The organism is Natrinema zhouii, from assembly GCF_013456555.2.
Taxonomy (GTDB): Archaea; Halobacteriota; Halobacteria; order Halobacteriales; family Natrialbaceae; genus Natrinema; species Natrinema zhouii.
On the sequence record NZ_CP059154.1, the window covers coordinates 1,919,129 to 1,942,090 of the forward strand.

A 22,962-nucleotide genomic window follows, 5' to 3' on the forward strand; every position below is an offset into this window, starting at 1 on the left:
CACATGCATCAAGCCGTCGCGACCGATTCTATGAGCCGTGCTTCGACACCACTCGTCTGAGAAACGACCGCCTCGAGAGAAGTATACGTCAGAGATAGCGGCAGAATGATCCCATAAGACAGAGCACGGGTATCGTTTGCAGCCGAAGCGATACTTATGCCTACAGGGTTCGAATGACCGTTAATGACTGATACAGCGGAATGCAAACCAGAGCCGGTTGAGCAGGAAGCGGAGGAACGCGACGATGCCCACCTCGACGATATCGAAGAAGGGGCCGGCTGCACGGAAATCTGGGAGCACCTCGCCGAGCAGCGCGAGGACTAACGTAAGCGCCCACCCCGACAACGAGCTTTTTGGCGGCAGCACTCCTACCGAGGTTCATGACCAACAATCGTCCTGATGATCGTTCGAACCGACGCGACGAGAGTAATCGATCGATCCCAACGGACCGTGAATCGCCCGTCGGTTCACCAGTTATCCGGGGCGACGAATCGGTCGCTGGGACCCGCGCCCGCGAAGCCGTCCAGTTCGATCCCGACGACCCCGAGAGCCTCGCAGCTGCCGCCGAAACCGTCCGCCAATTCGCCGCCGGCAAAACCAACGACGACCATCTCTACATGCTCCGCGGCGCAGCCGCCTGCGCTGCCCTCGTTCGCGGCGAAGGCTCCTACAAAGCCGCCGCCGAACGCGCCGGCGGCGACGCCACCGTTTCATTTATCCGCAAGTGGGCTCGCGTCCATGACCTCCCGCGATCGGTCCGCAAACAGGTCGCACTCGGACAGATCGCACCAACCGCCGCCAAACACATTGCCCGCGTCGGCGGCGAATCGCGTCTCCTCCTCGCATGGGCCACCCTCGACGGTGATCTCACCGTCCGCGATGTCCGTAACGTTGCCAGTGTCATCAACGACGGCACCTCCATCGACCAGGCACTCGACGATCACGACATTACTCTCGGCCAGCTCGAACTCACTCTCTCGCCGACTACCTACCGCGACCTTCGACGACGTGCATCTATCGAAGACGTCGATCCCGGCCAGCTCGTTACCGAGGCGCTCGAGCAGTACTTCGAATGAGGAAGATCGGGCTGACGAGTAGCATATCGCGGCAGTGGAGAAAGAAACGTTTAACCGCTGCTCCCCGAAAAAGGAAACTACAGGGCCGGTAGCTCAGTTTGGCAGAGCGTCTGGCTTTTAACCAGACGGTCGCGTGTTCAAATCGCGCCCGGCCCGCTTTTCGCCGCGAGCAAATCCGAGAGCGGTAAGCATTAGAACCAGCGGGATTTGAACGCAGGGAGGTCGCGCGCAACGAAGCGAGCAACCGCTTCGCGTAATCAAATTGCGTCCGGCTGCCTTCTTGTTTCGAACAATTTCATGAGCGACAGATCACGAAAGCAACAGTGTTTGAATGTGGATCACATTTTTCGGACTTCAGCACGTTCTTACTGAGGAATCGGACACCAATCAGAACGAATTGAAGGGTGCAAATCTGACAATTACGAGGTAATCCCCATTTTTCTTTTACCAGATATCTACTAACAACGGCCGAGTAATACAGTATTGAAGTCGATTATAGTAGGTTACACTGTGTGGACAAAGGACGAACCCAGACACCCAGGGGATCAACGACAGTAGTCACTGTGTTCTGGGAGTTGGGATTAAGAAAAGCCAAGGGCCGGATTTGAACCGGCGGTGGGCGGCTCTGCAGGCCGCTGCGTTCGGCCGGACTCTGCCACCTTGGCGCGTTCTACGGTTGTCACTGCGTTCGTTTAAGCATAGCGGTACGGCACAATTCTCGTACGATCGCTATGCCAACTCTACATGCAGAAAACCCCGCAGAGCAACTGCTTCGGCAGTCGCTCTGTGGGGTTGATGGTATGAGTGGAGGCGGCGAAACGAATTTCCCAGAGGCTCGCGCACTCCAGTACTCACCGTAACGCTGGCGAGCTTATCTTCCGTGTTCGGGATGGGTACGGGAGGCACCTCGCCGCTGTGGCCGCCCTAACGCCGACCAACGGAATCGAACCGTTGTAACAACGGAAGACGATGTCTTCCGAGCCTTGGACGGAAGTCCAAGAAACCGTAATCGGTGGTGTGTCTCAAACCGTGTGTATGTGTAGTCCAGTTTACGTCCGGACCCGTTCTCGCGTCACGGATCCAATGCGATGTAATGTATGAATGTGTGGCTTGGCCGGTTAGTGCTCGCGGACTCAACACCTCGTTGCCTTGGTGCGTACATCCCGAGTCTATCGAACTCGTCTTCTACGAGTGGCCTCAGTGGTATCTCTTTTCCAGGTGGGTTTCGAGCTTAGATGCGTTCAGCTCTTACCCCGTGGTGCGTCGCTGCCCGGCACGTGCTCTTTCGAACAGCCGGTACACGAGTGGCACCCAATCGTAGTTCCTCTCGTACTATACGATCGTTCCCGTCAGATACCGTAACACCCCCAATAGATAGCAGCCGACCTGTCTCACGACGGTCTAAACCCAGCTCACGACCTCCTTTAATAGGCGAACAACCTCACCCTTGCCCGCTTCTGCACGGGCAGGATGGAGGGAACCGACATCGAGGTAGCAAGCCACCCGGTCGATATGTGCTCTTGCGGGTGACGACTCTGTTATCCCTAAGGTAGCTTTTCTGTCAGCAATTGGCCGCATCAAGCAGCCTAATTGGTTCGCTAGACCACGCTTTCGCGTCAGCGTCGATCGTTGTGTTCGACACTGTCAGACTTCCTTTTGCTCTTGCGCTCTTCCTCGGGTCTCCGACCCGAGTGAGGAAATCTTGGGGCGCGCCCGATATCTTTTCAGGCGCGTACCGCCCCAGTCAAACTGCCCGGCTACCAGTGTCCTCCGCCAGGAGTGAGAGTCGCAGTCACCATCGGGTAGTATTTCAATGATGCCTCGGTGGCCCGCTAGCGCGGGTACCTGTGTAGCGGCTCCTACCTATGCTGCACAATGGCGACCACGTCTCAGTGACAGCCTGCAGTAAAGCTCTATAGGGTCTTCGCTTCCCCTTGGGGGTCTCCAGACTCCGCACTGGAACGTACAGTTCACCGGGCCCAACGTTGGGACAGTGGCGCTCTCGTTGATCCATTCATGCAAGCCGCTACTAAAGCGGCAAGGTACTACGCTACCTTAAGAGGGTCATAGTTACCCCCGCCGTTAACAGGTCCTTCGTCCCCTTGTACGGGGTGTTCAGATACCTGCACTGGGCAGGATTCAGTGACCGTACGAGTCCTTGCGGATTTGCGGTCACCTATGTTGTTACTAGACAGTCGGAGCGCCCGAGTCACTGCGACCTGCCTCTTCGCGAGGCAGGCATCCCTTATTGCGAACGTACGGGACTAACTTGCCGAATTCCCTAACGTCGGTTGCTCCCGACAGACCTTGGCTTTCGCCGCCATGAGTACCTGTGTCGGATCTCGGTACGGACAGTGTGCTCGCCTTTTCACGGGCTCTAGGTTGGCCTCTCTTACGCTATCCTACCATTCGTCCGCTTCGTACCATTACGGTTTCCACGGATTTCGATAGTTAGACTGGGCGAAGGCCCAGCAGAGGCGGCCCCAAAGCGTTGGCTTTGAGTGCACACTGGCATAGGAATATTAACCTATTTCCCTTTTGTCAGCTTCGACTTACGGGCTGACTTAGGACCGGCTAACCCTCAGCTGATCAGCATTGCTGAGGAACCCTTACTCGTTCGGCCGTCGGGGGTCTAACCCGACTAACGCTGCTACTATGACCAGAATTTTCGTTACTGAACGGTCCACACGATCTCTCGACCGTGCTTCCATCCGAACAGAACGCCAACCTACGGAATCACTCGGTGAAGAGTGCCGCTAGGTCTCGGTGGTAGACTTGAGCCCCGATCATTTTGGGCGCCTCAAACCTCGGCCGGTAAGCTATTACGCTTTTCTTAGAGGGTAGCTGCTTCTAAGCTCACCTCCCGGCTGTCTAGGGCTTGAGACCACCTTCGATCGCACTTAGTCTACACTTGGGGACCTTAACCCAGCTCTGGGTTGTCTCCCTCACGGTACACAGGCTTACCCCGTGCACCGGACTCCCTGCGTCAAACGGCGTTTGTAGGTTCGGAGTTGGACAGGGGGGCGCACTCCTCTCGGAGTGCGATCCCCCAATCCGTCGCTCTACCCCACAAACTACCTCGGCAGAGGTCATGCTTCGACATGTTTCGGTTGGAACCAGCTGTTTCCGGACTCGATGGGCCTTTCACCCCTAGACGTAAGTCACGAGAGGGTATTGTAGGACACCAACTCTAACAGACTTCCACGTGCCTTTCGGCACGCTTCATCTTGCTCACGCCTAGATCGTCCGGTTTCGGGTCGTGCCCGTTTGACTCCCCGCGCTTGAACACGGTGACCCTGGTGCAAAGCACTGCGGTCATATCGGTTTCCCTACGCCTTCCTTGATAATCAAGTTAGACTCGTCAAACAGGCACACTCTCTGGTTCGTTTTTCAAAACGTACGACAGAACACCGGCTTCCCAAACTTCTTACTACAGGTTCGCACCTGATTCATTTCGCCTGGGACCTTGTATGCCCTGTCGCTCTATCGCCAACTGATTTCACGCCCTATTGCACCTCCCTTCATGGGGTGCTTTTCAGCGTTCGTTCACACTACTTGTTCGCTATCGGTCTTGAGGAGTGTTTAGTCTTCGCGGTCGATGCCCGCGATATTCACGAGGGATATCCAACCCCCGATACTCTGGAGCTGACTCGTCTCTTACTCGATAACAGTACGGGACTGTCACCCTGTTTCGTACTCTATTCCAAGAGACTTCGTGTTATCTTTCGGAGAGTGATCGTCAGTCCGAACACCACATTGCCCGTGAGGGCTTCGGTTTGGACTGTGTCGCGTTTATTCGCCATTACTAACGACATCGCGTTTGCTTTCTTTTCCTGTCGATACTAAGATGTTTCAATTCTCGACGTTCCCCATTGCGCGAAGCAATTGCGGTGGGGATTCCCATTCGGAAATCCTGAGTTCTTCGCCTCCGTGCGGCTCCCTCAGGCTTATCGCAGCTTGGCACGTCCTTCTTCAGCTCTCAAGCCGAGCGATCCACCAGCTGGCACAGTAGCCACGTTCATCGGATCTGAATTGCAACCTGCAGTTGTAATTCAAGAGTGACCCGGGAACGGGTCCAGTGGACGCCTGGACTACACGTACACACGGTCTCATCTGCACGCCGTAGACGCGGCATGCATTAACCCTTCCCAGCCACGTTTACACGGGCTGGTGCATCGGTTGTTGTTCGGATTAAACCGAAATCGCCTGCCCCACTTAAGGGGCACGATTCGGTCGTCTTCCGAGACATGGACCCACAGGGATTCGAACCCTGGGCATCCTCCTTGCAAAGGAGGCACTCTACCACTGAGCTATGGGCCCACGCCCGTCTCAAATCGAGACGGGCATGGTTTGGGTGTTAGCCTTGATAGTTCTAAGGTGCCCGATCGGCCAAACGGTGGTCGATCGAACGTGGAACCGCAATCCGCTAAGGTGGGTCAGGCACGACGGCCTGATCCCGGTCTGTGGAGGTGATCCAGCCGCAGATTCCCCTACGGCTACCTTGTTACGACTTAAGCCCCCTTGCGGAGCCCAGATTCGACCCTGGAATCAGGGCCTCATCCGGACCCCACTCGGGTGCTTTGACGGGCGGTGTGTGCAAGGAGCAGGGACGTATTCACCGCGCTCTTCTGAAGCGCGATTACTACCGAATCCAGCTTCATGAGGGCGAGTTTCAGCCCTCAATCCGAACTACGACCGAGTTTCGGAGATTAGCGTCCCCTTTCGGGGTTGCATCCCACTGTCTCGGCCATTGTAGCCCGCGTGTCGCCCAGCACATTCGGGGCATACTGACCTACCGTTGCCCATTCCTTCCTCCAGTTTGGCACTGGCAGTCTCCCTAATGTACCCAACCACCACAAGGGTGTTGCTGGCAATTAAGGATGTGGGTCTCGCTCGTTGCCTGACTTAACAGGACGCCTCACGGTACGAGCTGACGGCGGCCATGCACCTCCTCTCAATGGCTCCAGTAAGATCATCAATCTGACCTTCACTGCACATTGTCGATGCTGGTGAGATGTCCGGCGTTGAGTCCAATTAAACCGCAGGCTCCTCCGGTTGTAGTGCTCCCCCGCCAATTCCTTTAAGTTTCATCCTTGCGGACGTACTTCCCAGGCGGTCTGCTTCTCGGCTTCCCTACGGCACAGCACAGGCTCGTAGCCTGTGCCACACCTAGCAGACATCGTTTACAGCTCGGACTACCCGGGTATCTAATCCGGTTCGTGACCCGAGCTTTCGTCCCTCACCGTCGGATCCGTCTTCCAGAGGCGCTTTCGCCACCGGTGGTCCGTCCAGGATTACGGGATTTCACTCCTACCCCGGACGTACCCCTCTGGTCTTCCGGTCCCAAGCCACACAGTTTCCACCGGACGCCTGCGCGTTAAGCGCGCAGATTTCCCGATAGACTTGCGTGGCCAGCTACGGACGCTTTAGGCCCAATAATAGCGGTCATCACTTGTGCTGCCGGTATTACCGCGGCGGCTGGCACCGGTCTTGCCCAGCACTTATTCTACCACCTCCTTACGGTGGTGAAAAGCGAGGACTATATGCCCTCGCACTTGGAGTCCCCTTATCGCACTCGCGTGCAGTGTAAAGGTTTCGCGCCTGCTGCGCCCCGTAGGGCCCGGTATCTTGTCTCAGATACCGTCTCCGGGCTCTTGCTCTCACAACCCGTACCGATTATGGGCACGGTGGGCCGTTACCCCACCGTCTACCTAATCGGCCGCAGCCACATCCTATAGCGCCTGAACGTTTCGAGTTCACGCCACTCCAGGCGTTGAACTGTATCGGCTATTAGCCTCAGTTTCCCGAGGTTATCGCCGTCTATAGGGCAGTTTGGCCACGTGTTACTGAGCTATCTGCTACGAGTCTGAACTCGTGCAACTAGCATGGCTAAATCGGACTCCAATAGCAATGACCTCCGGCAGGATCAACCGGAATGCTATATATGTACTCCCAGCTTGGCTGGGAGGGTCTGTTGGCGGTGAATGTTGCAAACACACTCACACATAAATGGTCCACGTTCGATGACACTGATCGAGTGACCGATCGGGCGTCACCGAACTACCAAGGCTAACATCAGATCCCATCTGTACGGCGGACCGCAGGGGTAGGATCCTCATTTCCTTCGGACATATTCGTAAGTCGTCTGGGGTACATAACCCCTTCGGACTCGAATCGTCCGTGACAACGCGGCGTATCCAAACGCCCCGTCGCCACATCTTCGTGTTCACATCCAAATGCCCTCGAACGTATAAGGGCGTCGGATCGCCCCCACGCCGGAAACCGCATCCGGCGGGGGTGTGTACGATCACAACTGAACGCCCAGGCACGTATAAGGGCTCCGGATCATCGCGACCGGCAGTTCCGATCGCGACCATGATCGTGTGGAGCCCTCGAGTACGCAGTCTCTCGTCGGATCGAAGCGACGAGGTGTCCGAGGACGGATGTAACGTCTGCCTCCGCGCCGGGTTGCGGCCGGAGGGGACGTGGCGGCGTGCGCCACGTCGTTCGCATTACAATCAGATGCCGGGCGTACATATAAGGCCGTCGGACGAGACTTGTATCGGAATCCGATACCATGGCACGGTTTTCCACGAAAACGTAGTGTCAATAACACTGATAAGTGCGATCGCTGCTCGAGCGAGCGGAACCAGTCTCGAGAATGTCACGCGGGCGGAGGTCGGCCGATCATCCCACCCTTGCAGGTGCGGTCTGGCCGAATGATACCCGCGTGGTCGCACTCGAGCGCGAACGCGCAAGAAGGCTTCGTGTCGTGAGTCACTGCGCTGGGGGCAGAGACGCGCATCGATGCCGATAAACCACGTGCGTTGCAAGGGGGAAACGAATGGTCCGGGACCCGTTCGCTTCGGAGTCGACGCCGTCCGCGGAGGAGATCTGTGCTGCGCTGGACGATCCCGACTGCCGCGAGATTATCCGGAATCTCGAGAAGCCCATGACTGCGTCCGAGCTATCGAAGCGGTGTGAGATCCCGCAGTCAACGCTGTACCGGAAACTCGAGCTGTTGACCGAATCGACGCTGCTCGAGGAGTCGACCGAGATTCGACAGGACGGACACCACGCGAGCAAGTACTCGGTCGCGTTCGACGAGATTACGCTCGGATTGGACGAGGATCGATCGCTGTCGGTCGAGATCGAGCGACCGGCCCGGACGGCGGACGAACGGCTCGCGGAGCTGTGGTCGGAGGTGCGAAAGGAAACATGAATCCGTTCCCGACAGGACCGACCGAGACGATGCTCGCGCTGGCGGTCGTCAAGACGCTCGTGCTCGTCGTTGGAGGGGTCATTACGTACTTCGCGCTCAAGGCGTATCGGCGAACGCGACAGCGCGCGCTAGGGTATCTCGCGGCGGGATTCGGGCTGGTCACGCTCGGATTTGTACTCGCCGGGATGTTGTACGAGCTACTCGGCGTCGAGCTTGCGACTGGGATTTTGCTCGAGAGTCTGCTCGTCCTGGCCGGGTTTCTCGTGATCGCGTACTCGCTGTACGTGCAGTAACGGGCGCGAGCGCCGATCGATAGAAGACGGACTGAGGTGAAAGCGACGCGGAACGGACTCTTTGTGTCGGCTCGATGAGAAAGACGAAATAGCAGACTGCTATCGTGGCAACAGGGGATCGCCACGCCCTCCCCAGCCGATTCGTTCGCTGCGCTCACTCATCCCTCGCACGGAGTCGTCCTGCGTTTCGCCGTCGGCGAACCGCAAGCCAGCGCGCGCCATATCGGATTATCAAGTAGCGCGACGCGGCGGATCGTGGCCGTCACGTCGTCGGTACGAATCAAGCCGTCATCGGTTCAGAGTATGAATCGCGTGTCCGAGTGCGTTTTCCGCGGCTTCCATCACCGACTCCGAGAGCGTCGGATGCGCGTGGACCGTCGCGGCGACGTCCTCGAGGGTCGCGCCGAGTTCGATCGCGAGACCGAGTTCGGCGATCAGTTCCGAGGCTTCGGGGCCGACGATCGAGGCACCGAGGACGTAGCCGTCCGCGTCGTCGGCGACGATTTTGACGGAGCCGTCCGAGTCGCCGGTCGTCAGCGCGCGACCGCTGGCCCGGAACGGGAACTGTCCGGTCACGGTGTCGAAGCCGGCTTCCTCGGCTTCGGGTTCGGTCATCCCGACGGTAGCGATTTCGGGGTCGGTGAAGACGACTGCGGGCATAGCCTGGTGGTCGAGAGCCGCGGGCTCGCCGGCGATCACCTCGGCGGCGACCTTCCCCTCCGCGCTGCCCTTGTGTGCGAGCATCGGTTCGCCAGCGACGTCACCGGCGGCGAAGATGTGATCGACGTTCGTACGCGCGCGCGAATCGGTTTCAATGAACCCGCGCTCGTTCGTCTCGACGCCGGCCGCCTCGAGGTCGAGCGTGTCCGAGACCGGCTGTCGACCGACGGCCACGAGCACCCGCTCGACGTCGAACTCGATCCGTTCGTCCGCCGCCTGTTCCGCGCCGCTCGCCTCCGCGGCGCGTGACGCCTCGCTCCCGCCGTCAGCAGCGGCCTGCTCGGCCGGTTCGGCGACGACGCGGATTCCGCCCTCGTCGTGGTCGTGCCAATCCGCGGCGGTGTAGCCGAACTCGAAGTCGATCCCGAGGTCGTTCGCCCGCTGCTTCACGGGGCGTTTGAGGTCGTCATCGTACCCCGGGAGGATCGAGTCGAGCATCTCGACGACGGTCACGTCGGTCCCGAGCTTGGCGAAGACACTCGCGAGTTCCATCCCAATGTAGCCGGCCCCGACGACGACCATCGAATCGGGGACCGACTCGAGGGCCAGCGCCTGTTTCGAGTCCAGCACGGGCTCGTCCCCGAACTCGAAGTTCGGGATCTGGATGGGACGCGAACCGGTCGCGACGACCGCGTGTTCGAACTCGAGGCTCTCCGAACCCTGGCCCTCGCCGCTGTGAGAGACGCGGACGGTGTTCTCGTCCGCGAATCGGGCGGTGCCCTCGAGCAGGTTGACCTGATTCGCCTTGCAGAGCTTCTCGACGCCGCTCGTGAGCTGATCGACGACGCCATCCTTCCAGTCCATCATCCTGGCGAGGTCGACCGCGGGGTCGGCGTGGATCCCCATCTCCTCGGCGGTGGCGGCCTCGTGGGCGACATCGGTCGCGGTAATAAGCGCTTTCGAGGGGATGCAGCCGTAGTTCAGGCAGGTCCCTCCGTACGCGTCTTTCTCGACGAGCGTGACGTCCAGATCGAGCTGTCCGGCGCGGATCGCAGCCACGTAGCCGGCGGGGCCCGCGCCGATAATCAGTACGTCCGTTCCGGTGGTGACGTCTCCGACGACCATCGGTTACCGTCCTCCGTCGTGTATGAAATGTGCGCTCATGTTGGGTAGGTTCGTCTTCGATCACTCGAGCAATAGTAGGCCGGGGTTCTCGAGGTACTCCATCACGGTATTCGTGAACTGGGCACCGACGGCTCCGTCGATCAACCGGTGGTCGAACGACAGCGAGAGCGTCAGCACAGAACGGGGTTCGATCGACTCGGTTCCGTCCTCGTCGGTCATCACGCGCGGTTTACGCTTTATTTCGCCGATCGCGAGGATCCCCGCCTCGGGGTAGTTGATGATCGGCGTGGCGTACTCGCCGCCGATACCGCCGACGTTGGTGATCGTAAACGTCGACCCCTGCAGTTCGCTGGGGCTGATCGTCCGATCGCGAGCCTTCTGGACGAGTTCGTTCATCTCCGAGGAGAGCTGGAGCAGTCCCTTCTGATCGATGTCGTCGACCACTGGTACCATCAGTCCGACGTCGGTCGCGGTCGCGATGCCGATGTTGTAGTAGTCGCGGTAGACGACCTCCTCGTTTGCCTCGTCGATGACCGCGTTCATCTCGGGGTGTTCTTTCAGCGCCGCGACGACGGCCTTCATGATGAACGGCATGTAGGTCAGTCGAATGCCCCGCTCCTCGGCGCGCGGTTTGAGGTCCTCGCGGGCCTCGACGAGTTCGGTCACGTCGACCTCGTCGTGGTGGGTGACGTGAGGGGCGCTGTACTTCGACTCGACCATCGCTTCGGCGATTCGCTTGCGGACGCCCCGGAACGGCTCGCGTCGTTCGCGCTCGCCCTCCGCGAAATCGGTTCCCTTCGTCCCGACCGATTCGCCCGCTTCGACCGCTTCTCTATCTGCTTCTTGCGCCTGACGCTGTGCCTCGGCGTACTCCTGAACTGCGTCCGGCGTGACGAACGCCTCGCCGTCGCGCTCTTCAGTCGACGGGACGGCATCGATATCGATCCCCTCCTCCGCAGCCATCCGCCGGGTCGCCGGCGCGGCGAGGGTCGTATCGCGGTCCGCTGACTCGACCTGCGTCGGTGTCCCGGTCCGCTGTGGACTCGAGGCCCCGGTCGTGCTCTCGGTCGCCGTTTCCTCGGTGGGCTCGATGTCTGCACTCGCCCCGCTCGAGTCGCTCGGTTCAGATTCCGCCTCGCTGGGTGCTTCTCCGGCCGCCCGTGACTGGACCTGGGCCGCGTCGTCGCCGGACCCGCCCCCGGTCGCGGCCTGCATGTCGGCTGCAGTGATCCGGCCGCCAGGACCGCTGCCCTGAATCCTCGAGAGGTCGATCCCCTGTTCGCGGGCCATGCGACGAACGCGCGGCGGTGCGAAGACGCGGTCGTCGGGCGGGGCGACTTCCTCGGTGTCGGTGCCGGTCGCACCGAGGTCGCCGGCAGGTTCGGCGCCGTCGCCCGGTGGCTCGCTCGGATCGTCGACGCCGGCTGGTTCGCTCGTCATCTCCTGCTCCGATTCGGTCGGTTCTGCAGCCTCGTCGCTCTCCTCGCCTGCAACGTCGAACGAAATGATTACCGTCCCAACCGGGACGATCTCGCCCTCCTCGACGTGCAACTCGCGGACGGTGCCGTTGACCGGCGCGGGGACCTCCACGAGGGCCTTGTCCGTCTCGACCTCCGCGACCGGCTGATCTTCGGACACCGCATCGCCCGCCTCGACCAGCCACGAGACCAGTTCGCCCTCCGCGACCCCTTCGCCGACGTCCGGTAGTTCGAACTCTCTGACCATGTTAGAACTCCACAGCGTTGCGAATGCCGTCCTCGATGCGCGCCGGTTCGGGCAGGTAGTAGTCCTCGAGCGCGTACAGCGGGAACGGCGTGTCGAACCCCGTGATGCGCTCCACCGGCGCTTCCTGATACAGGAGTGCTTCCTCCTGCAGGGTCGCGGTGATCTCGGCTCCCAGACCGCCCGTCTTGGGAGCCTCGTGAACGACGGCAGCGCGACCGGTTTTCTTGAACGATTCGACGATGGTCTCCTCGTCCAGCGGGGACACCGTCCGCAGGTCGACCACCTCGGCGTCGATCCCCTCGTTCGCGAGGTTCTCCGCCGCCTCGAGCGTCGGCCGGGTCATTGCACCCCAGGTGTAGACCGAAATGTCGCTCCCCTCGCGGCGGACGGCCGCCTCGCCGATCGGCACCTCGTACGATTCCTCGGGGACTTCCTCGCGGAAGGCCCGGTAGATGAGCTTCGGCTCGAGGAAGAGCACCGGATCCGGGCTCCGGATGGCGCTGGTCAGCAGCCCCTTGGTGTCGTAGGGAGTGGAGGGGATGACGACCTTGAGCCCGGGCTGGTGGACGAACATCGCCTCCGTCGACTCGGAGTGGTGTTCCGGCGCGCGAATCCCGCCGCCGTAGGGAGCCCTGATGACCATGGGGCACGTATATCGGCCGCGCGAGCGCGTCCGCAGGCGCGCCGCGTGCGAGACGATCTGGTCGAACGCGGGGTAGATGAAGCCCATGAACTGGATCTCGGGCACCGGCCGCATCCCGTAGGCGGCCATCCCGATCGCCGTGCCGACGATCCCCGACTCCGCCAGCGGGGTATCGATCACCCGGTTCTCGCCGAACTCGTCGTAGAGCCCTTCGGTCGCGCGGAAGACGCCGCCGTTCCGGCCGACGTCCTCGCCCATGACGAGGACGTCCTCGTCTCGTTCCATCTCGGTTTGCAAGCCGTCCTGTACCGCCTGTACCAGCGTGAGGTTCTCTGCGTCGGATTCTACGGACATGATATCACTCCAGCAGCGCGTCGTCGCCGTGGTCTTCGCGAATCGATTCGAAGTACTCGAGCTGTCGCCGTAACCGTCGGGGCATCCCCTCGTAGACGTGGGCGAAGATTTCTTCAGGATCCGGCCGTTCGACCGACTCGGCCTCGTCGATGGCGTCGGCCACGTTCCTCTCGATCCGATCTTCGATCGCGTCGACCCGCTCGTCGTCGAGCATGCCGTTCGATCGCAGATACGTCTCGAGGCGCGGGATGGGGTCCTTCTGCTTCCAGCGTTCGACCTCGTCGTCGCTCCGGTAGACGGAGGGGTCGTCGGCGGTGGTGTGAGCCCCGAACCGGTACTGGACGGCCTCGATGAGCGTCGGTCGCAGTTCGCCCTCGCCGGGGTTTTTCGCCTTCTCGACGGCCTCGCGGGTGACCTTGTAGACAGCTAGCGGGTCCATGCCGTCGACCTGCACGCCCTCGAAGCCGTAGGCGGTGGCCTTCTGGGCCAGCGTCGCGCTGGCCGTCTGGCGCTCGCGCGGCACCGAGATGGCCCACTGGTTGTTGTTACAGAAGAAGACGTTCGGCGTGTCGAAGACGCCGGCGAAGTTCAGTCCCTCGTGGAAGTCGCCCTCCGACGTCGCGCCGTCGCCGAAGTAACACATGAAGGCCTTCTCTTCGCCCTTGAGCTTCGAGGCCCACGCCGCGCCGGTCGCGTGGGGAATCTGGGTCGCGATGGGGACGGCGACCGAGAAGATGTTGACGTCCTCAGGCATGTAGTTGCCCCGCTCGTGGCCCATCCAGTAGAGCAGCGTTCGCTCGAGGGAGAGGCCCCGAACCAGTCCGACGCCGTGCTCGCGGTAGCTGGGGAACACCCAGTCCTCGGTGTCCAAGGCGTGGGCGCTGCCGACCTGTGCGCCCTCTTGCCCCGACAGCGGCGGATAGGTCCCCATCCGTCCCTGCCGCTGGAGGCTGACGGCCCGCTCGTCGAAGCGGCGCACGAGCCGCATCTGCTCGTACATCTCGACGAGTTCGTCCTCGGTGAGGTCGGGCACGTCGACGCCCTCGCGAACGCGGCCCGCCTCGTCGAGTACCTGTACTCGCTCGTCGGGATCGCGCTGTAACGTACTCACGGGAAGACCCACCTGTACATACCCTAGTGAACTATCGCTCAGGGTAAAGGAGTTTCCCAAATAGTTTACTAACGGAGAGATTCTTGCCAGCCCGCTTCGAAAATATCGATCCTCAGTGGAAGATTCTGGACAGAAGTGATCGGAGATGGGCATTTTGTGCTGATCGTCGAAACAGAGCCTCGAGACGGGACCCGGACTGAGTGAAACCGACGTTCGATCGGAGCCGATTCACCGATCTGTATGGCGGAGCGCCCATTCGTCGACGCAACACTCAGGACTCGGAGCGCTCCGGACTCGATCGCCGCGCACCGGCTCGCGCTTCCTCGACGCTTTTCCCCTCGCGCAACACGGCGTCGACGAACAGTTCTCCCGCCTTGTACGACGACCGAACCATCGGGCCGCTCGCGCAGTACAGGAACCCTAACTCGTCCTCGGCGACACGTCGCCACGTCTCGTACTTATCGGGGTGATCGTAGCGTCGCACCTCGAGGTGATCTCTCGACGGGCGCAGATACTGCCCGAGCGTGACGATGTCGACGCCGCGCTCGCGCAGGTCGGCCAGCGTCTGGTAGACCTCGTGGTCGTACTCGCCGTGGCCGAGCATGATCGAGGTCTTCGTGTAGATATCGGATTCGCGCTCGATGCACTCGAGCACCGAGAGGCTCTGTTCGTAGCCCGCGCGCCGATCGCGAACGGGGAACTGCAGGCGCTCGACGGTCTCGACGTTGTGTGCGATTACGTCGGGTTCGGCGTCGATGATCTTCCGGACGAGTCGCTTCTCGCCCTGGAAGTCCGGGATCAGAACCTCGACGAGGATCCCCGGATGACGGTCCTTGATCTCGCGGATCGTCTCGGCGAAGTGGCTCGCGCCCTGATCCGGAAGGTCGTCGCGATCGACGCTCGTGAGGACGACGTAGTCCAGCCCGATCTCGGCGATAGCGCTGGCGACGTTCTCGGGTTCGTCGGGATCGAGCGATTCCATCCCGCCCGTTTTCACGTCGCAGAAGTTACAGGCTCGAGAGCAGCGGTCACCCATCAGCATGAAGGTGGCCGTCCCACCGCCGGCGTCACCTGATTTCGCGGTTCCGTCAGGGCCGGAGCGACCCGACCAGCACTCGCCCAGATTCGGACAGTTGGCCTCCTCGCAGACGGTGTGCAGGTCGTGCTCCCGGAGCGTCTCCCGGATGTCCGCGAACTCCTGGCCCGACGGCGGGCGGCTCTTCAGCCAGTCGGGTTTGCGCGCGCGGCTCATATCCCATCGTCGGGCCGCGCAGTGAAAAACCGTGGTGGTCCCGCGGGTAGTGTCGGAGCGTGATAGCCCAATAGGGGGCATCGGAGCATAGTGATCCGACAGGCCGACAGGAGACGTCGGCGTGTAGTAGTCGATAGGGACAGCGGAGCGTGATACTCCCCAAGAGGCGACGGATCGGGAAGTCTTGCGGGCGGCGTCGAGCCCCGAACTGACGGACGCTGACCCGGTCAGTAAGGTGGATCAAACCGTCTTCGTCGTCACCGGTAACCGATCCGTTCCCCGATAGCTTTACGGAGAAGTGCGGAATAGGCGCGGCCGATGGCCTTCGGCTCGACTCCAGACTGGTTTCACATCAGCGACGACGAGAGTATCGTCTGGGAGAGCCGCCCGCATCCGGTCACGATGGGGATCAGACTGCCAATCGGGATCGGGGTCGCGCTCGCCGGCTTTCTCATTACCGGCTGGAGCGGGACCGACGGCATCGGTCTCCTGACGATACTCGGACTCCTCCTGATCGTCGTCGGCGTGATCGGCGCATCCGTTCGCTATCTCGTCTGGACGAACACCCGCTACGTCATCACCTCCTCGGAGCTCTACAAGAAACGCGGGATCGTCTCGAGGGACGTCACCCAGTTTCGCCTCGAGCGCGTCCAGAACACCAGCCTGCGCCAGTCCGGGATCGGTCGCCTGCTTGGCTACGGCGACCTGACCGTCTACACCGCCGGCTCCGGCGAACCGGAGCTGACCTTCGAACGCGTCCCCAAACCGGAACGGGCGAGCAGCCGGCTCAGTGACCAACTCGAGTACGTCGCAACCGACGAGGCCGCTGTCTGAGCGACGACTCGGCGACTCCGGCAGCGACAGTCATCGACTGCACTTCCAGAACGGCGAGCTACTCGAGTAGCCGACGACATCCTCGGAACGGCCGGTAACCAAAGCTCATTAGAGCAAGTATCTCATAGAATCCATAATGTCTTCACGGCTGATAACGTCCGAAGAGGGACCGGTATCGCGTGGCTCGAGCGTTGCGGCGAGTGCGGGACTCGGCGTCTTCGCCGCCGCGCTCGGGTATCTCGTCACGTACCTGCTGATCGGGAGCGAGGTTCGCGAGGCCGTCGGCGAGGATATCGCCACCTGGAAGGGGGTCGCCTGGTACTTCTACGAGGCCCACATGGTCGATATCAAGGCCAGCAGCCAGGCCGGCTCGTTCAGCGGAACGCAGATCCTCAACCTCATCGCCGAGTCGAGCAGTTCGAGCGCCGACGTGTTGTACGTGCTTCCGCCGCTCGTGTTGTTCGCAGTCGGTGCGTTCCTGGCCGTGCGGTGGAACGTTACCGCTCTCGACGAGGCCGTCATCGCCGGTGCGCCGGTGACCATCGGGTACGCCGTGATTATGGGCCTCGGTGCGGTCGTCGCCGAAACCACCGCCGAATGGTCCGCATTCGGGATCGAAGCCACCAGCACGGTCGCGCCGGCACTCCTGCCCGCGGTCGTGCTCGGCGGCATACTGTACCCGCTGATATTCGCTACTGCGGGGGCTGCGATCACCGCCGTCGTCAATACGCGATAGACACTGCGCTGTGAGGGAGACGTGAAGTGCCACGAGAGTGGGATTTCGATGGCGACCGTCTTGCGACTCGAAGGAAACGCCTTTGACCCGCCACTCCCCCTTACCGTGTGATGGAGGTCGCCGAGGTTCTCCCCGAATTCGCCGACGCCTTTGCCTTCGAGGAGTTCAACCGGATGCAACGCGAGGCACTGCCCGCACTGCTCGAGTCCGAGGACAACGTGGTCGCGAGCGCGCCCACGGCCTCGGGGAAGACGGCGCTCGCGGAACTGGCGATCTGTAAGGCGCTCGCCGACGGCGGCACGGCGCTGTTTATCGCTCCGATGCGAGCGCTGACGAACGAAAAGGAAGACGACTGGGACCGCTTCGAGGCCCTCGATTACTCGGTGTACGTCGTCACCGGCGAGCGCGACCTGAATCCCCGCCGCGCGCGCCGAGCGGACATCCTCGTGATGACCCCCGAGAAACTCGACTCGGCGACCCGCAAACACGACTCTCGACGGTACGACTTCGTCACCGATATCGACGTCTGCGTCATCGACGAGGTCCACCTGCTGGATGCGGATCGACGGGGATCCGTGCTCGAGGTGACGATTTCTCGTCTCCGGCGGCTCTGTGATCCCCGCATCGTCGCGCTGTCGGCGACGATGCCGAACATCGGCGACGTGGCGGCGTGGCTCGATGCGCCCGCGGAGACGACCTTCGAGTTCGGCGAGGAGTACCGGCCCGTCGACCTCAACGCGGGCGTCAAGACCTACACCCACGGCGACAATTCCTTCGCCGACAAGTACCGCCGACTCTACCGGGCGCTGGATCTCGCGGAACCGCATCTCCGGGAGGACGGCCAGTCGCTCGTCTTCGTCTCGTCCCGGCAGGACACCGTTCAGGCCACGAAGAAGGCTCGCGACGAGATCGCCGAGCGAGATATTCCGATGGGCGCTCGCGGCGACTACGATTTCCATACCGACTCGAAAGAACTCGACGACGCCACGCTCCGCAAGTCGGTGCTCGATGGCGTGGCTTTTCACCACGCCGGACTCTCGAAGAACGATCGCGACCTCGTCGAGGAGTGGTTCAAGGCGGGACACATCGAACTACTCTTCTCGACCTCGACCCTCGCCTGGGGCGTCAATCTGCCCGCCCGCTGCGTCGTGATCCGCGATACGAAGTACCACGATCCGCTCGAGGGCGAGGTCGACATGAGCCCCCTCGACGTGCTCCAGATGCTCGGTCGTGCCGGGCGGCCGGGGTACGACGACATCGGCTACGGCTGGGTGGTCTGCGATTCGGCCGAGGCCGACAAGTACCGCCGACTGCTGCGCGACGGCAAGGAGATCGAGTCCCGACTGGCCGAGAGCCTCGAGACCCACCTCAACGCCGAGATCGCGATGGGGACGATCACCGATCTCGAGGACGTGATGGACTGGCTCGAGACGACCTTTTACTACGTCCGCGGTCAGTCGAAACCAGACGACTACGACTTCCCCAATCTCCGCCAGCGGGTGCGAGACTGCCTCGAGGGGCTGGTCGATCGGGGCTTCGTCGAGACCGGCGAGGACCTCTCGATCGAGGCGACGGCGCGAGGCGTGTTGACCTCGAAGTACTACCTCCGACTCGATACGGCGGCTCGCTTCGCGGAACTGTGCGATCGCGTGGGGAGCGAGGGGGACGACGAACTCGAGGCGAGCGACATCCTCGCGGCGGTCGCGACCGCCGAGGAGTTCGACTCGGTGTCGGCCCGTCAGGACGAACGCGACGCGGTCGACGCGGTGCTCGTGGGGGAGGATACGGAGGACCTCGAGCCGGGTCAGCGGAAGGTGCTCGCGATCCTCCGCAGTGCGGCCAGCGGCTCGACCCCGTCGGAACTGCGCAGCGACGCGTGGGTCATCCGGCGCAACGCGACGCGGCTCGTCTCGGCGCTCGGAGCCTTCCTCGATCGATTCGTCGGGCCCCACGCCGCGAACCTCGCGCGGCGGGTCGAGGCCCGCATCGAGAACGGCGTCGCGGAGGACGCGGTCGGGCTGACCGCCATCGACGGCGTCGGCCCGGGTCGCGCGAGCAAACTCGCGAAAGAGGGGCTGTCGACGCCCGGTGACATCATCGACGCGGGCGTCGAGGGACTCGTCGACGCCGGCCTTTCGGAGGGCGTCGCCGAGCGCGTCTACGAGGGGGCTCAGTCACTCCCCGCGGTCGAAATCGAGTGGGGACGGTTCCCCGACAGCGTCGCGACGGGCGAGAACGAGGTCTGCGAGGTCACGGTTCGGAACGTCGGCGAACCCGCCCGCGCCGGCGTCCGGGTGACCGTCAATGGTGTAGAGATGACGAGTACGAACCCCTACCTGCGCGACGAAGCAACCGTCCCGGTCGGCGTCTTCGGTGCCGACGCCGAGGAACTCGAGTACACCGTCAGCGTCGCCTTCCCCGAACTCCCGCTGATTCCGATCGAGGCGAGTCGGACCGTCGGCGTTCGATAGCGGGGTGAGTGGTGTGGTCGACGTTCGATAGTAAGGACGTTCGACGTTTGATAGCGAGAGAGGCATTCGACAGCCACTCGAGCGGTGACGCTATTCGCCGGCCGTTCGTTCGTCGAAGTGCGTCTCGCAGAGGACCTGGAAGACCGTTCCGTCGGTCACCTCGTCCCCGCGGGCGGTTTTCTTCAGCAGTGCGATACCGTACGCGACCTCCGAATCGCAGTCGATACACGTGCTCCGCTCGCCGTAGGTTCCCTCGGTCTTACTTCCCTGATTTCGTATTTCCGCACAGTCGCGACAGAGCCACCACTTGTGCTCCGGGTCCGATAACTCGAAGACCCGGTGTGCCATCTTGTGCTGATTGAACTGAACCGGCGACTCGCAGAAGGCGCAATCCATATCGGATCTCGCTGCGAGCAGCCGCATAACGATTCGCCACGTATTGTAAGGGAGACGGCGTTCGGCGGCGCTACTCCCGCTCCGCCAGCGCGAGGACGCGCTCTCGAAGTTCGGCGGGCGAATCGACGATCTCGTCGGCCGGCGACCGATCGATGTCGCCGTGAGCGGCGATCCGATACGCGATCACGATCGTCCCGGCTCGAGCGGCCGCCTCGATTCCGTTCGCCGAGTCTTCGACGACGACGCACTCCTCGGCCGGGACGCCGATTTCGTCCGCCGCGTACTCGAAGACGTCGGGAGCCGGCTTGCTCGCGGCGTCGATATCGTCGGCGCTGATCACGCGGTCGAACGACCCTTCGAGGTCGAACTCCTCGAGGACCATGCCGATCCAGTCGTGTGGCGACGATGAAACGAGCGCTGTGGGAACGCCGCGGTCGTCCAGTTCGGCGAGGAGGTCGTGGAGTCCGTCGAGCGCTTCGGCGCGCTCGGTGTAGATCTCCTCGGCGGCCGCGTTGAATCGCTGGATGAACTCCTCGCGGGAGATGGCGGTTCCGTACTCCGCCTCGAGGTAGTCGTAGATCTCGCGGAAGTTCATCCCGCTCGTCTCGGCGAGGTCGACGTCCTCGTCGGGGACGGCCGCGGGGAAGAGTTCCTCGCGCTCGAAGTCGACCCAGTAATCTTCGCTGTTGACGAGCACTCCGTCCATATCGAAGAGTACAGCAGTCATCTACACCGGGCTATTCGATCGCCCCGTATAGCCGTTTGGCAAGCACCAGAGGGAGTTGCGAACCGATCCGCTGTTCGAGAACTGATTTCGTCCCGCGGTCCGTGAACGGCCAGTACGACGGTGGGAGAGAAGAGAAATAGAAGCGTACGAACGGAGTAGATCGCTCTCCTCGAGTGCAGAGTGGGTAGACCAAGAGCCGATCGCTCGAGCGCCTGCCCGACGGAGCGGGAGCCGACCCGCTCGAGCGTTACTCGTAGTAATCCAGTCGTTCCACTACGTCCGCGAACGCGACGTTTTCTTGCACCTGGGTGATTTCGATCCGGACTCGTTCTCCTTTGTCCGTCCCGGAAACGATGACGACGAATCCGCGTTCGACGCGCGTGATGCCGTCTCCCTGATCGCCGACGTCTTCGATCTCCACTGTTCGGGTTTCGCCCGGTTCGACTGGCGGTTCCAGCGAGCCGTGTGACTGGGTCGAGCTCCGGCCCGTCGCGGCCTCCGATTCGCGTTCCGTCTCTGCCGCCGAGTCGTGTTCCGCCTCCTCGTTCGATTCCGTCGAGGGGGACAACACGGCGATTCGGTACGATTGGCCCTCGTCTACATCGCCGAGTCGAAGCTCTCGTTTGGGAACCTCGACGACGTACGATTCGTCTCGCTCTTCGACTTGTCCGGAAAACAGACAAAGAAGTCGATCAGATATTTTCATTGGATGTATCGTATCTTACGGAGTGGAACCATATGCCCTTGAGTCTACTGAATACATCGGCTCGGTGGCCAGTCGTTCGGTTTCTCTGTCGTCACCGCGTGTTCGCCACAGCCCTACTAGCGGTGAGTCCACCGGCTACTGACCGGCTGCTAACTGGCCGAACCGACGGACGGCGAACTGGTAGAGAGTCCCTCGAGAGAACAGCGTGTCAGCCGACGACCTCGCCGCGCCGTTCGTGTTCCATCTCCGTTTCGACGGCCGTAGCGATCCTCGCACCGAACTCGCGTTCGAGGAGCCACAGCGCCAGGTCGATCCCCGCGGTAACGCCGCCGGCGGTGAGCACGTCACCGTCGTCCACCACGCGTGCGCCGACGACGGTCTCGGCGTGCGCCTCGAGGTCATCGATCGCGACCTGATGAGTAGTTACGGGTCGCCCCTCGAGCAGGCCCGCTTCGGCCAGCACCATCGCACCGGTACAGACCGAGGCGACGGTCACACCGGCGGTATAGCGCTCGCCGACTGCCCTCGGCAAGCGACCGTCCTCGACGACGGCTCGGACACCGCCGTCTTCGGTCGTCCATCCGCCACCGGGGACGAGCAGAAGGTCCGGCCGACCGATCGTTCCGTCCGGCTCGACGCGGAGACCGTGACTCGCCGTCACGAGGCCGGATTGCTCGAGCGTGACCAGTCGCGTCTCGAGCGACGCACCGGCCTGAGCGCCGTTCTGCAACACTTCGTAGGGACCGATCGCGTCGAGTTCGTCGAAGCCGTCGAACAGGACGATTTCGGCAGTCAGGTCGACCATATATGGGAGTCGACAGCACGGTAGAAATCCGTTGTGTCCCCGTCAGAGATTTGCTCGAGTCGGTCGTCCCCGAGTCGGCGCGTTGGGAACGTGCCACCGGTCGCTCTGCCAGAATTCGTCCGCACGTCGTGACCCGACCGGCTGTCACCAGTGCGATCCTGTTCGATCCGCATTGAACGGAGGAAAACCCGCGAAAACGTCCTCAAAATGGGCTCAAACGTCCGAAATGCGGGGCCACGACATGCCCCCTTCAAGTCGGTCGGACTACCGAGAGTCGGATGCGAACTATGAGACGAACAACGCTCATCGCAGCTGTCTGCGCAGTACTGATCATGGCGACCGGGTTCGCCGCTGCAGCGCCCGGAAACGCACCTGCGGCAACGGACACGGACGCGGATAGTACCGACGAACGGCACGCGAACGGACACGCAGACGAACACGACGACCGAAGCGAGAACGGAGCCGCTGCCGATGGTAACGCGGACGAACGCGACGGACAGGGATCTCCTGTCGACCTCCCTGACCAGGTCCCCGATCACGTCTCCGAAATCCACGACCGGATCTCGTCGTTCCTGAGCGGTGCCCTTGAGGGCTCGCTCGGCGACGCGATCAGTGACGTGACACCTAATGACGACGAGAGCGATGACGCTGACGACAACAACGAAGTCGAGGACACCAACGACGCTGACGGCACTAACGAAGACGACACCACCGATGACGAATCACAGGAAGGTAACGACGAGCAGACTGACGATGATGAGCAGATCGACGACGAACGGGATGAGTCGTCCGATACCGACGAACAGGCCGACGCGTAACTGACTCA

Annotated in this window: 17 protein-coding genes, 3 tRNA genes and 3 rRNA genes; 9 read left to right on the forward strand and 14 right to left on the reverse strand. The window is 61.9% G+C overall.

Translation table 11 applies throughout. The features are described 5' to 3' along the window. Positions 1-183: 183 nt before the first annotated feature. The 3 genes from HYG81_RS28205 to HYG81_RS28215 all read left to right on the forward strand — a co-directional run bounded on the left by HYG81_RS28205 (position 184) and on the right by HYG81_RS28215 (position 1,232). Entirely contained in the window at positions 184-324 is a 141-nt protein-coding gene (locus tag HYG81_RS28205; protein WP_180839439.1) for a hypothetical protein, read from the forward strand. Positions 325-380: 56 nt separating this feature from the next. Beyond that, complete coding sequence (locus HYG81_RS28210; protein WP_180839440.1) at positions 381-1,076, forward strand: DUF7119 family protein; 696 nt, start codon at positions 381-383, stop codon at positions 1,074-1,076. A gap of 82 nt (positions 1,077-1,158) precedes the next feature. Beyond that, a tRNA-Lys gene (locus tag HYG81_RS28215) sits at positions 1,159-1,232 on the forward strand. 433 nt (positions 1,233-1,665) lie between these two features. Here HYG81_RS28215 and HYG81_RS28220 read toward each other — a convergent pair. The 5 genes from HYG81_RS28220 to HYG81_RS28240 all read right to left on the reverse strand — a co-directional run bounded on the left by HYG81_RS28220 (position 1,666) and on the right by HYG81_RS28240 (position 7,013). Continuing rightward, positions 1,666-1,741: transfer RNA gene (locus tag HYG81_RS28220), tRNA-Cys, on the reverse strand. Between the two features lie 140 nt (positions 1,742-1,881). Further along, positions 1,882-2,003: ribosomal RNA gene (gene rrf, locus HYG81_RS28225) — 5S ribosomal RNA — on the reverse strand. Between the two features lie 173 nt (positions 2,004-2,176). Further along, a 23S ribosomal RNA gene (locus HYG81_RS28230) occupies positions 2,177-5,097 on the reverse strand. A 227-nt stretch (positions 5,098-5,324) separates the two neighbouring features. After that, positions 5,325-5,396, reverse strand: a tRNA-Ala gene (locus HYG81_RS28235). 144 nt (positions 5,397-5,540) lie between these two features. Beyond that, positions 5,541-7,013: ribosomal RNA gene (locus HYG81_RS28240) — 16S ribosomal RNA — on the reverse strand. Together the 16S, 23S and 5S rRNA genes with 2 tRNA genes alongside form the textbook arrangement of a ribosomal RNA operon. A 907-nt stretch (positions 7,014-7,920) precedes the next feature. Here HYG81_RS28240 and HYG81_RS28245 point away from each other — a divergent pair. Both HYG81_RS28245 and HYG81_RS28250 read left to right on the forward strand, forming a co-directional pair. Further along, complete coding sequence (locus HYG81_RS28245) at positions 7,921-8,298, forward strand: winged helix-turn-helix domain-containing protein (protein WP_180839441.1); 378 nt, start codon at positions 7,921-7,923, stop codon at positions 8,296-8,298. Further along, positions 8,295-8,591, forward strand: coding sequence for a DUF7521 family protein (locus tag HYG81_RS28250; RefSeq protein ID WP_180839442.1), 297 nt, complete (start codon positions 8,295-8,297; stop codon positions 8,589-8,591). The genes HYG81_RS28245 and HYG81_RS28250 overlap by 4 nt, the downstream gene beginning before the upstream one ends. A gap of 288 nt (positions 8,592-8,879) precedes the next feature. Here the strand turns inward: HYG81_RS28250 and lpdA are convergent, their stop codons facing one another. The 5 genes from lpdA to lipA form a co-directional block, all read right to left on the reverse strand. Beyond that, the gene (gene lpdA, locus HYG81_RS28255; RefSeq protein WP_180839443.1) at positions 8,880-10,376 is read right to left on the reverse strand and encodes a dihydrolipoyl dehydrogenase; all 1,497 of its coding nucleotides are present in this window, start codon (positions 10,374-10,376) and stop codon (positions 8,880-8,882) included. Between the two features lie 60 nt (positions 10,377-10,436). Then, complete coding sequence (locus tag HYG81_RS28260) at positions 10,437-12,101, reverse strand: 2-oxo acid dehydrogenase subunit E2 (protein ID WP_180839444.1); 1,665 nt, start codon at positions 12,099-12,101, stop codon at positions 10,437-10,439. Position 12,102: 1 nt separating this feature from the next. Continuing rightward, the gene (locus HYG81_RS28265; protein ID WP_180839445.1) at positions 12,103-13,098 is read right to left on the reverse strand and encodes an alpha-ketoacid dehydrogenase subunit beta; all 996 of its coding nucleotides are present in this window, start codon (positions 13,096-13,098) and stop codon (positions 12,103-12,105) included. A 4-nt stretch (positions 13,099-13,102) separates the two neighbouring features. After that, the gene (gene pdhA / locus HYG81_RS28270) at positions 13,103-14,209 is read right to left on the reverse strand and encodes a pyruvate dehydrogenase (acetyl-transferring) E1 component subunit alpha (protein ID WP_180839446.1); all 1,107 of its coding nucleotides are present in this window, start codon (positions 14,207-14,209) and stop codon (positions 13,103-13,105) included. A 271-nt stretch (positions 14,210-14,480) separates the two neighbouring features. Further along, positions 14,481-15,461: a lipoyl synthase gene (gene lipA, locus HYG81_RS28275; protein ID WP_180839447.1), complete on the reverse strand. Its 981-nt coding sequence runs from the start codon at positions 15,459-15,461 to the stop codon at positions 14,481-14,483. Positions 15,462-15,779: 318 nt separating this feature from the next. Here lipA and HYG81_RS28280 point away from each other — a divergent pair, with 318 nt between their 5' ends. The 3 genes from HYG81_RS28280 to HYG81_RS28290 all read left to right on the forward strand — a co-directional run bounded on the left by HYG81_RS28280 (position 15,780) and on the right by HYG81_RS28290 (position 19,502). After that, positions 15,780-16,295: a PH domain-containing protein gene (locus tag HYG81_RS28280; protein WP_180839448.1), complete on the forward strand. Its 516-nt coding sequence runs from the start codon at positions 15,780-15,782 to the stop codon at positions 16,293-16,295. Between the two features lie 136 nt (positions 16,296-16,431). Further along, positions 16,432-17,031 carry a DUF7978 family protein gene (locus tag HYG81_RS28285; RefSeq protein ID WP_180839449.1) on the forward strand — a complete coding sequence of 200 codons (600 nt, stop codon included), beginning with the start codon at positions 16,432-16,434 and terminating at the stop codon, positions 17,029-17,031. Between the two features lie 110 nt (positions 17,032-17,141). Then, positions 17,142-19,502 (forward strand): DEAD/DEAH box helicase, encoded by a 2,361-nt coding sequence (locus tag HYG81_RS28290; RefSeq protein WP_180839450.1) that lies wholly within the window; start codon positions 17,142-17,144, stop codon positions 19,500-19,502. 90 nt (positions 19,503-19,592) lie between these two features. On the opposite strand, the gene HYG81_RS28295 is transcribed toward HYG81_RS28290, so the two are convergent. From HYG81_RS28295 to HYG81_RS28310, 4 genes are all read right to left on the reverse strand, one after another. Further along, the gene (locus HYG81_RS28295; RefSeq protein WP_180839451.1) at positions 19,593-19,898 is read right to left on the reverse strand and encodes a hypothetical protein; all 306 of its coding nucleotides are present in this window, start codon (positions 19,896-19,898) and stop codon (positions 19,593-19,595) included. A 70-nt stretch (positions 19,899-19,968) separates the two neighbouring features. After that, on the reverse strand, positions 19,969-20,625 hold the full coding sequence (locus HYG81_RS28300) for an HAD family hydrolase (RefSeq protein WP_180839452.1): 657 nt from the start codon (positions 20,623-20,625) through the stop codon (positions 19,969-19,971). 247 nt (positions 20,626-20,872) lie between these two features. After that, positions 20,873-21,331: a TRAM domain-containing protein gene (locus HYG81_RS28305; protein WP_180839453.1), complete on the reverse strand. Its 459-nt coding sequence runs from the start codon at positions 21,329-21,331 to the stop codon at positions 20,873-20,875. Positions 21,332-21,539: 208 nt separating this feature from the next. Then, on the reverse strand, positions 21,540-22,136 hold the full coding sequence (locus HYG81_RS28310; protein ID WP_180839454.1) for a DJ-1/PfpI family protein: 597 nt from the start codon (positions 22,134-22,136) through the stop codon (positions 21,540-21,542). Between the two features lie 287 nt (positions 22,137-22,423). Here HYG81_RS28310 and HYG81_RS28315 point away from each other — a divergent pair, with 287 nt between their 5' ends. Then, on the forward strand, positions 22,424-22,954 hold the full coding sequence (locus HYG81_RS28315; RefSeq protein ID WP_180839455.1) for a hypothetical protein: 531 nt from the start codon (positions 22,424-22,426) through the stop codon (positions 22,952-22,954). The last annotated feature ends 8 nt before the right edge of the window (positions 22,955-22,962 follow it).

Bases quoted from the DNA above. Each gene is read 5' to 3' on its own strand.
- HYG81_RS28205 (WP_180839439.1), top strand. From the start codon at position 184: ATGACTGATACAGCGGAATGCAAACCAGAGCCGGTTGAGCAGGAAGCG.
- HYG81_RS28210 (WP_180839440.1), top strand. From the start codon at position 381: ATGACCAACAATCGTCCTGATGATCGTTCGAACCGACGCGACGAGAGT.
- HYG81_RS28245 (WP_180839441.1), top strand. From the start codon at position 7,921: ATGGTCCGGGACCCGTTCGCTTCGGAGTCGACGCCGTCCGCGGAGGAG.
- HYG81_RS28250 (WP_180839442.1), top strand. From the start codon at position 8,295: ATGAATCCGTTCCCGACAGGACCGACCGAGACGATGCTCGCGCTGGCG.
- lpdA (WP_180839443.1), bottom strand. From the start codon at position 10,376: ATGGTCGTCGGAGACGTCACCACCGGAACGGACGTACTGATTATCGGC.
- HYG81_RS28260 (WP_180839444.1), bottom strand. From the start codon at position 12,101: ATGGTCAGAGAGTTCGAACTACCGGACGTCGGCGAAGGGGTCGCGGAG.
- HYG81_RS28265 (WP_180839445.1), bottom strand. From the start codon at position 13,098: ATGTCCGTAGAATCCGACGCAGAGAACCTCACGCTGGTACAGGCGGTA.
- lipA (WP_180839447.1), bottom strand. From the start codon at position 15,461: ATGAGCCGCGCGCGCAAACCCGACTGGCTGAAGAGCCGCCCGCCGTCG.
- HYG81_RS28280 (WP_180839448.1), top strand. From the start codon at position 15,780: ATGGCCTTCGGCTCGACTCCAGACTGGTTTCACATCAGCGACGACGAG.
- HYG81_RS28285 (WP_180839449.1), top strand. From the start codon at position 16,432: ATGTCTTCACGGCTGATAACGTCCGAAGAGGGACCGGTATCGCGTGGC.
- HYG81_RS28290 (WP_180839450.1), top strand. From the start codon at position 17,142: ATGGAGGTCGCCGAGGTTCTCCCCGAATTCGCCGACGCCTTTGCCTTC.
- HYG81_RS28295 (WP_180839451.1), bottom strand. From the start codon at position 19,898: ATGGATTGCGCCTTCTGCGAGTCGCCGGTTCAGTTCAATCAGCACAAG.
- HYG81_RS28300 (WP_180839452.1), bottom strand. From the start codon at position 20,625: ATGACTGCTGTACTCTTCGATATGGACGGAGTGCTCGTCAACAGCGAA.
- HYG81_RS28305 (WP_180839453.1), bottom strand. From the start codon at position 21,331: ATGAAAATATCTGATCGACTTCTTTGTCTGTTTTCCGGACAAGTCGAA.
- HYG81_RS28310 (WP_180839454.1), bottom strand. From the start codon at position 22,136: ATGGTCGACCTGACTGCCGAAATCGTCCTGTTCGACGGCTTCGACGAA.
- HYG81_RS28315 (WP_180839455.1), top strand. From the start codon at position 22,424: ATGAGACGAACAACGCTCATCGCAGCTGTCTGCGCAGTACTGATCATG.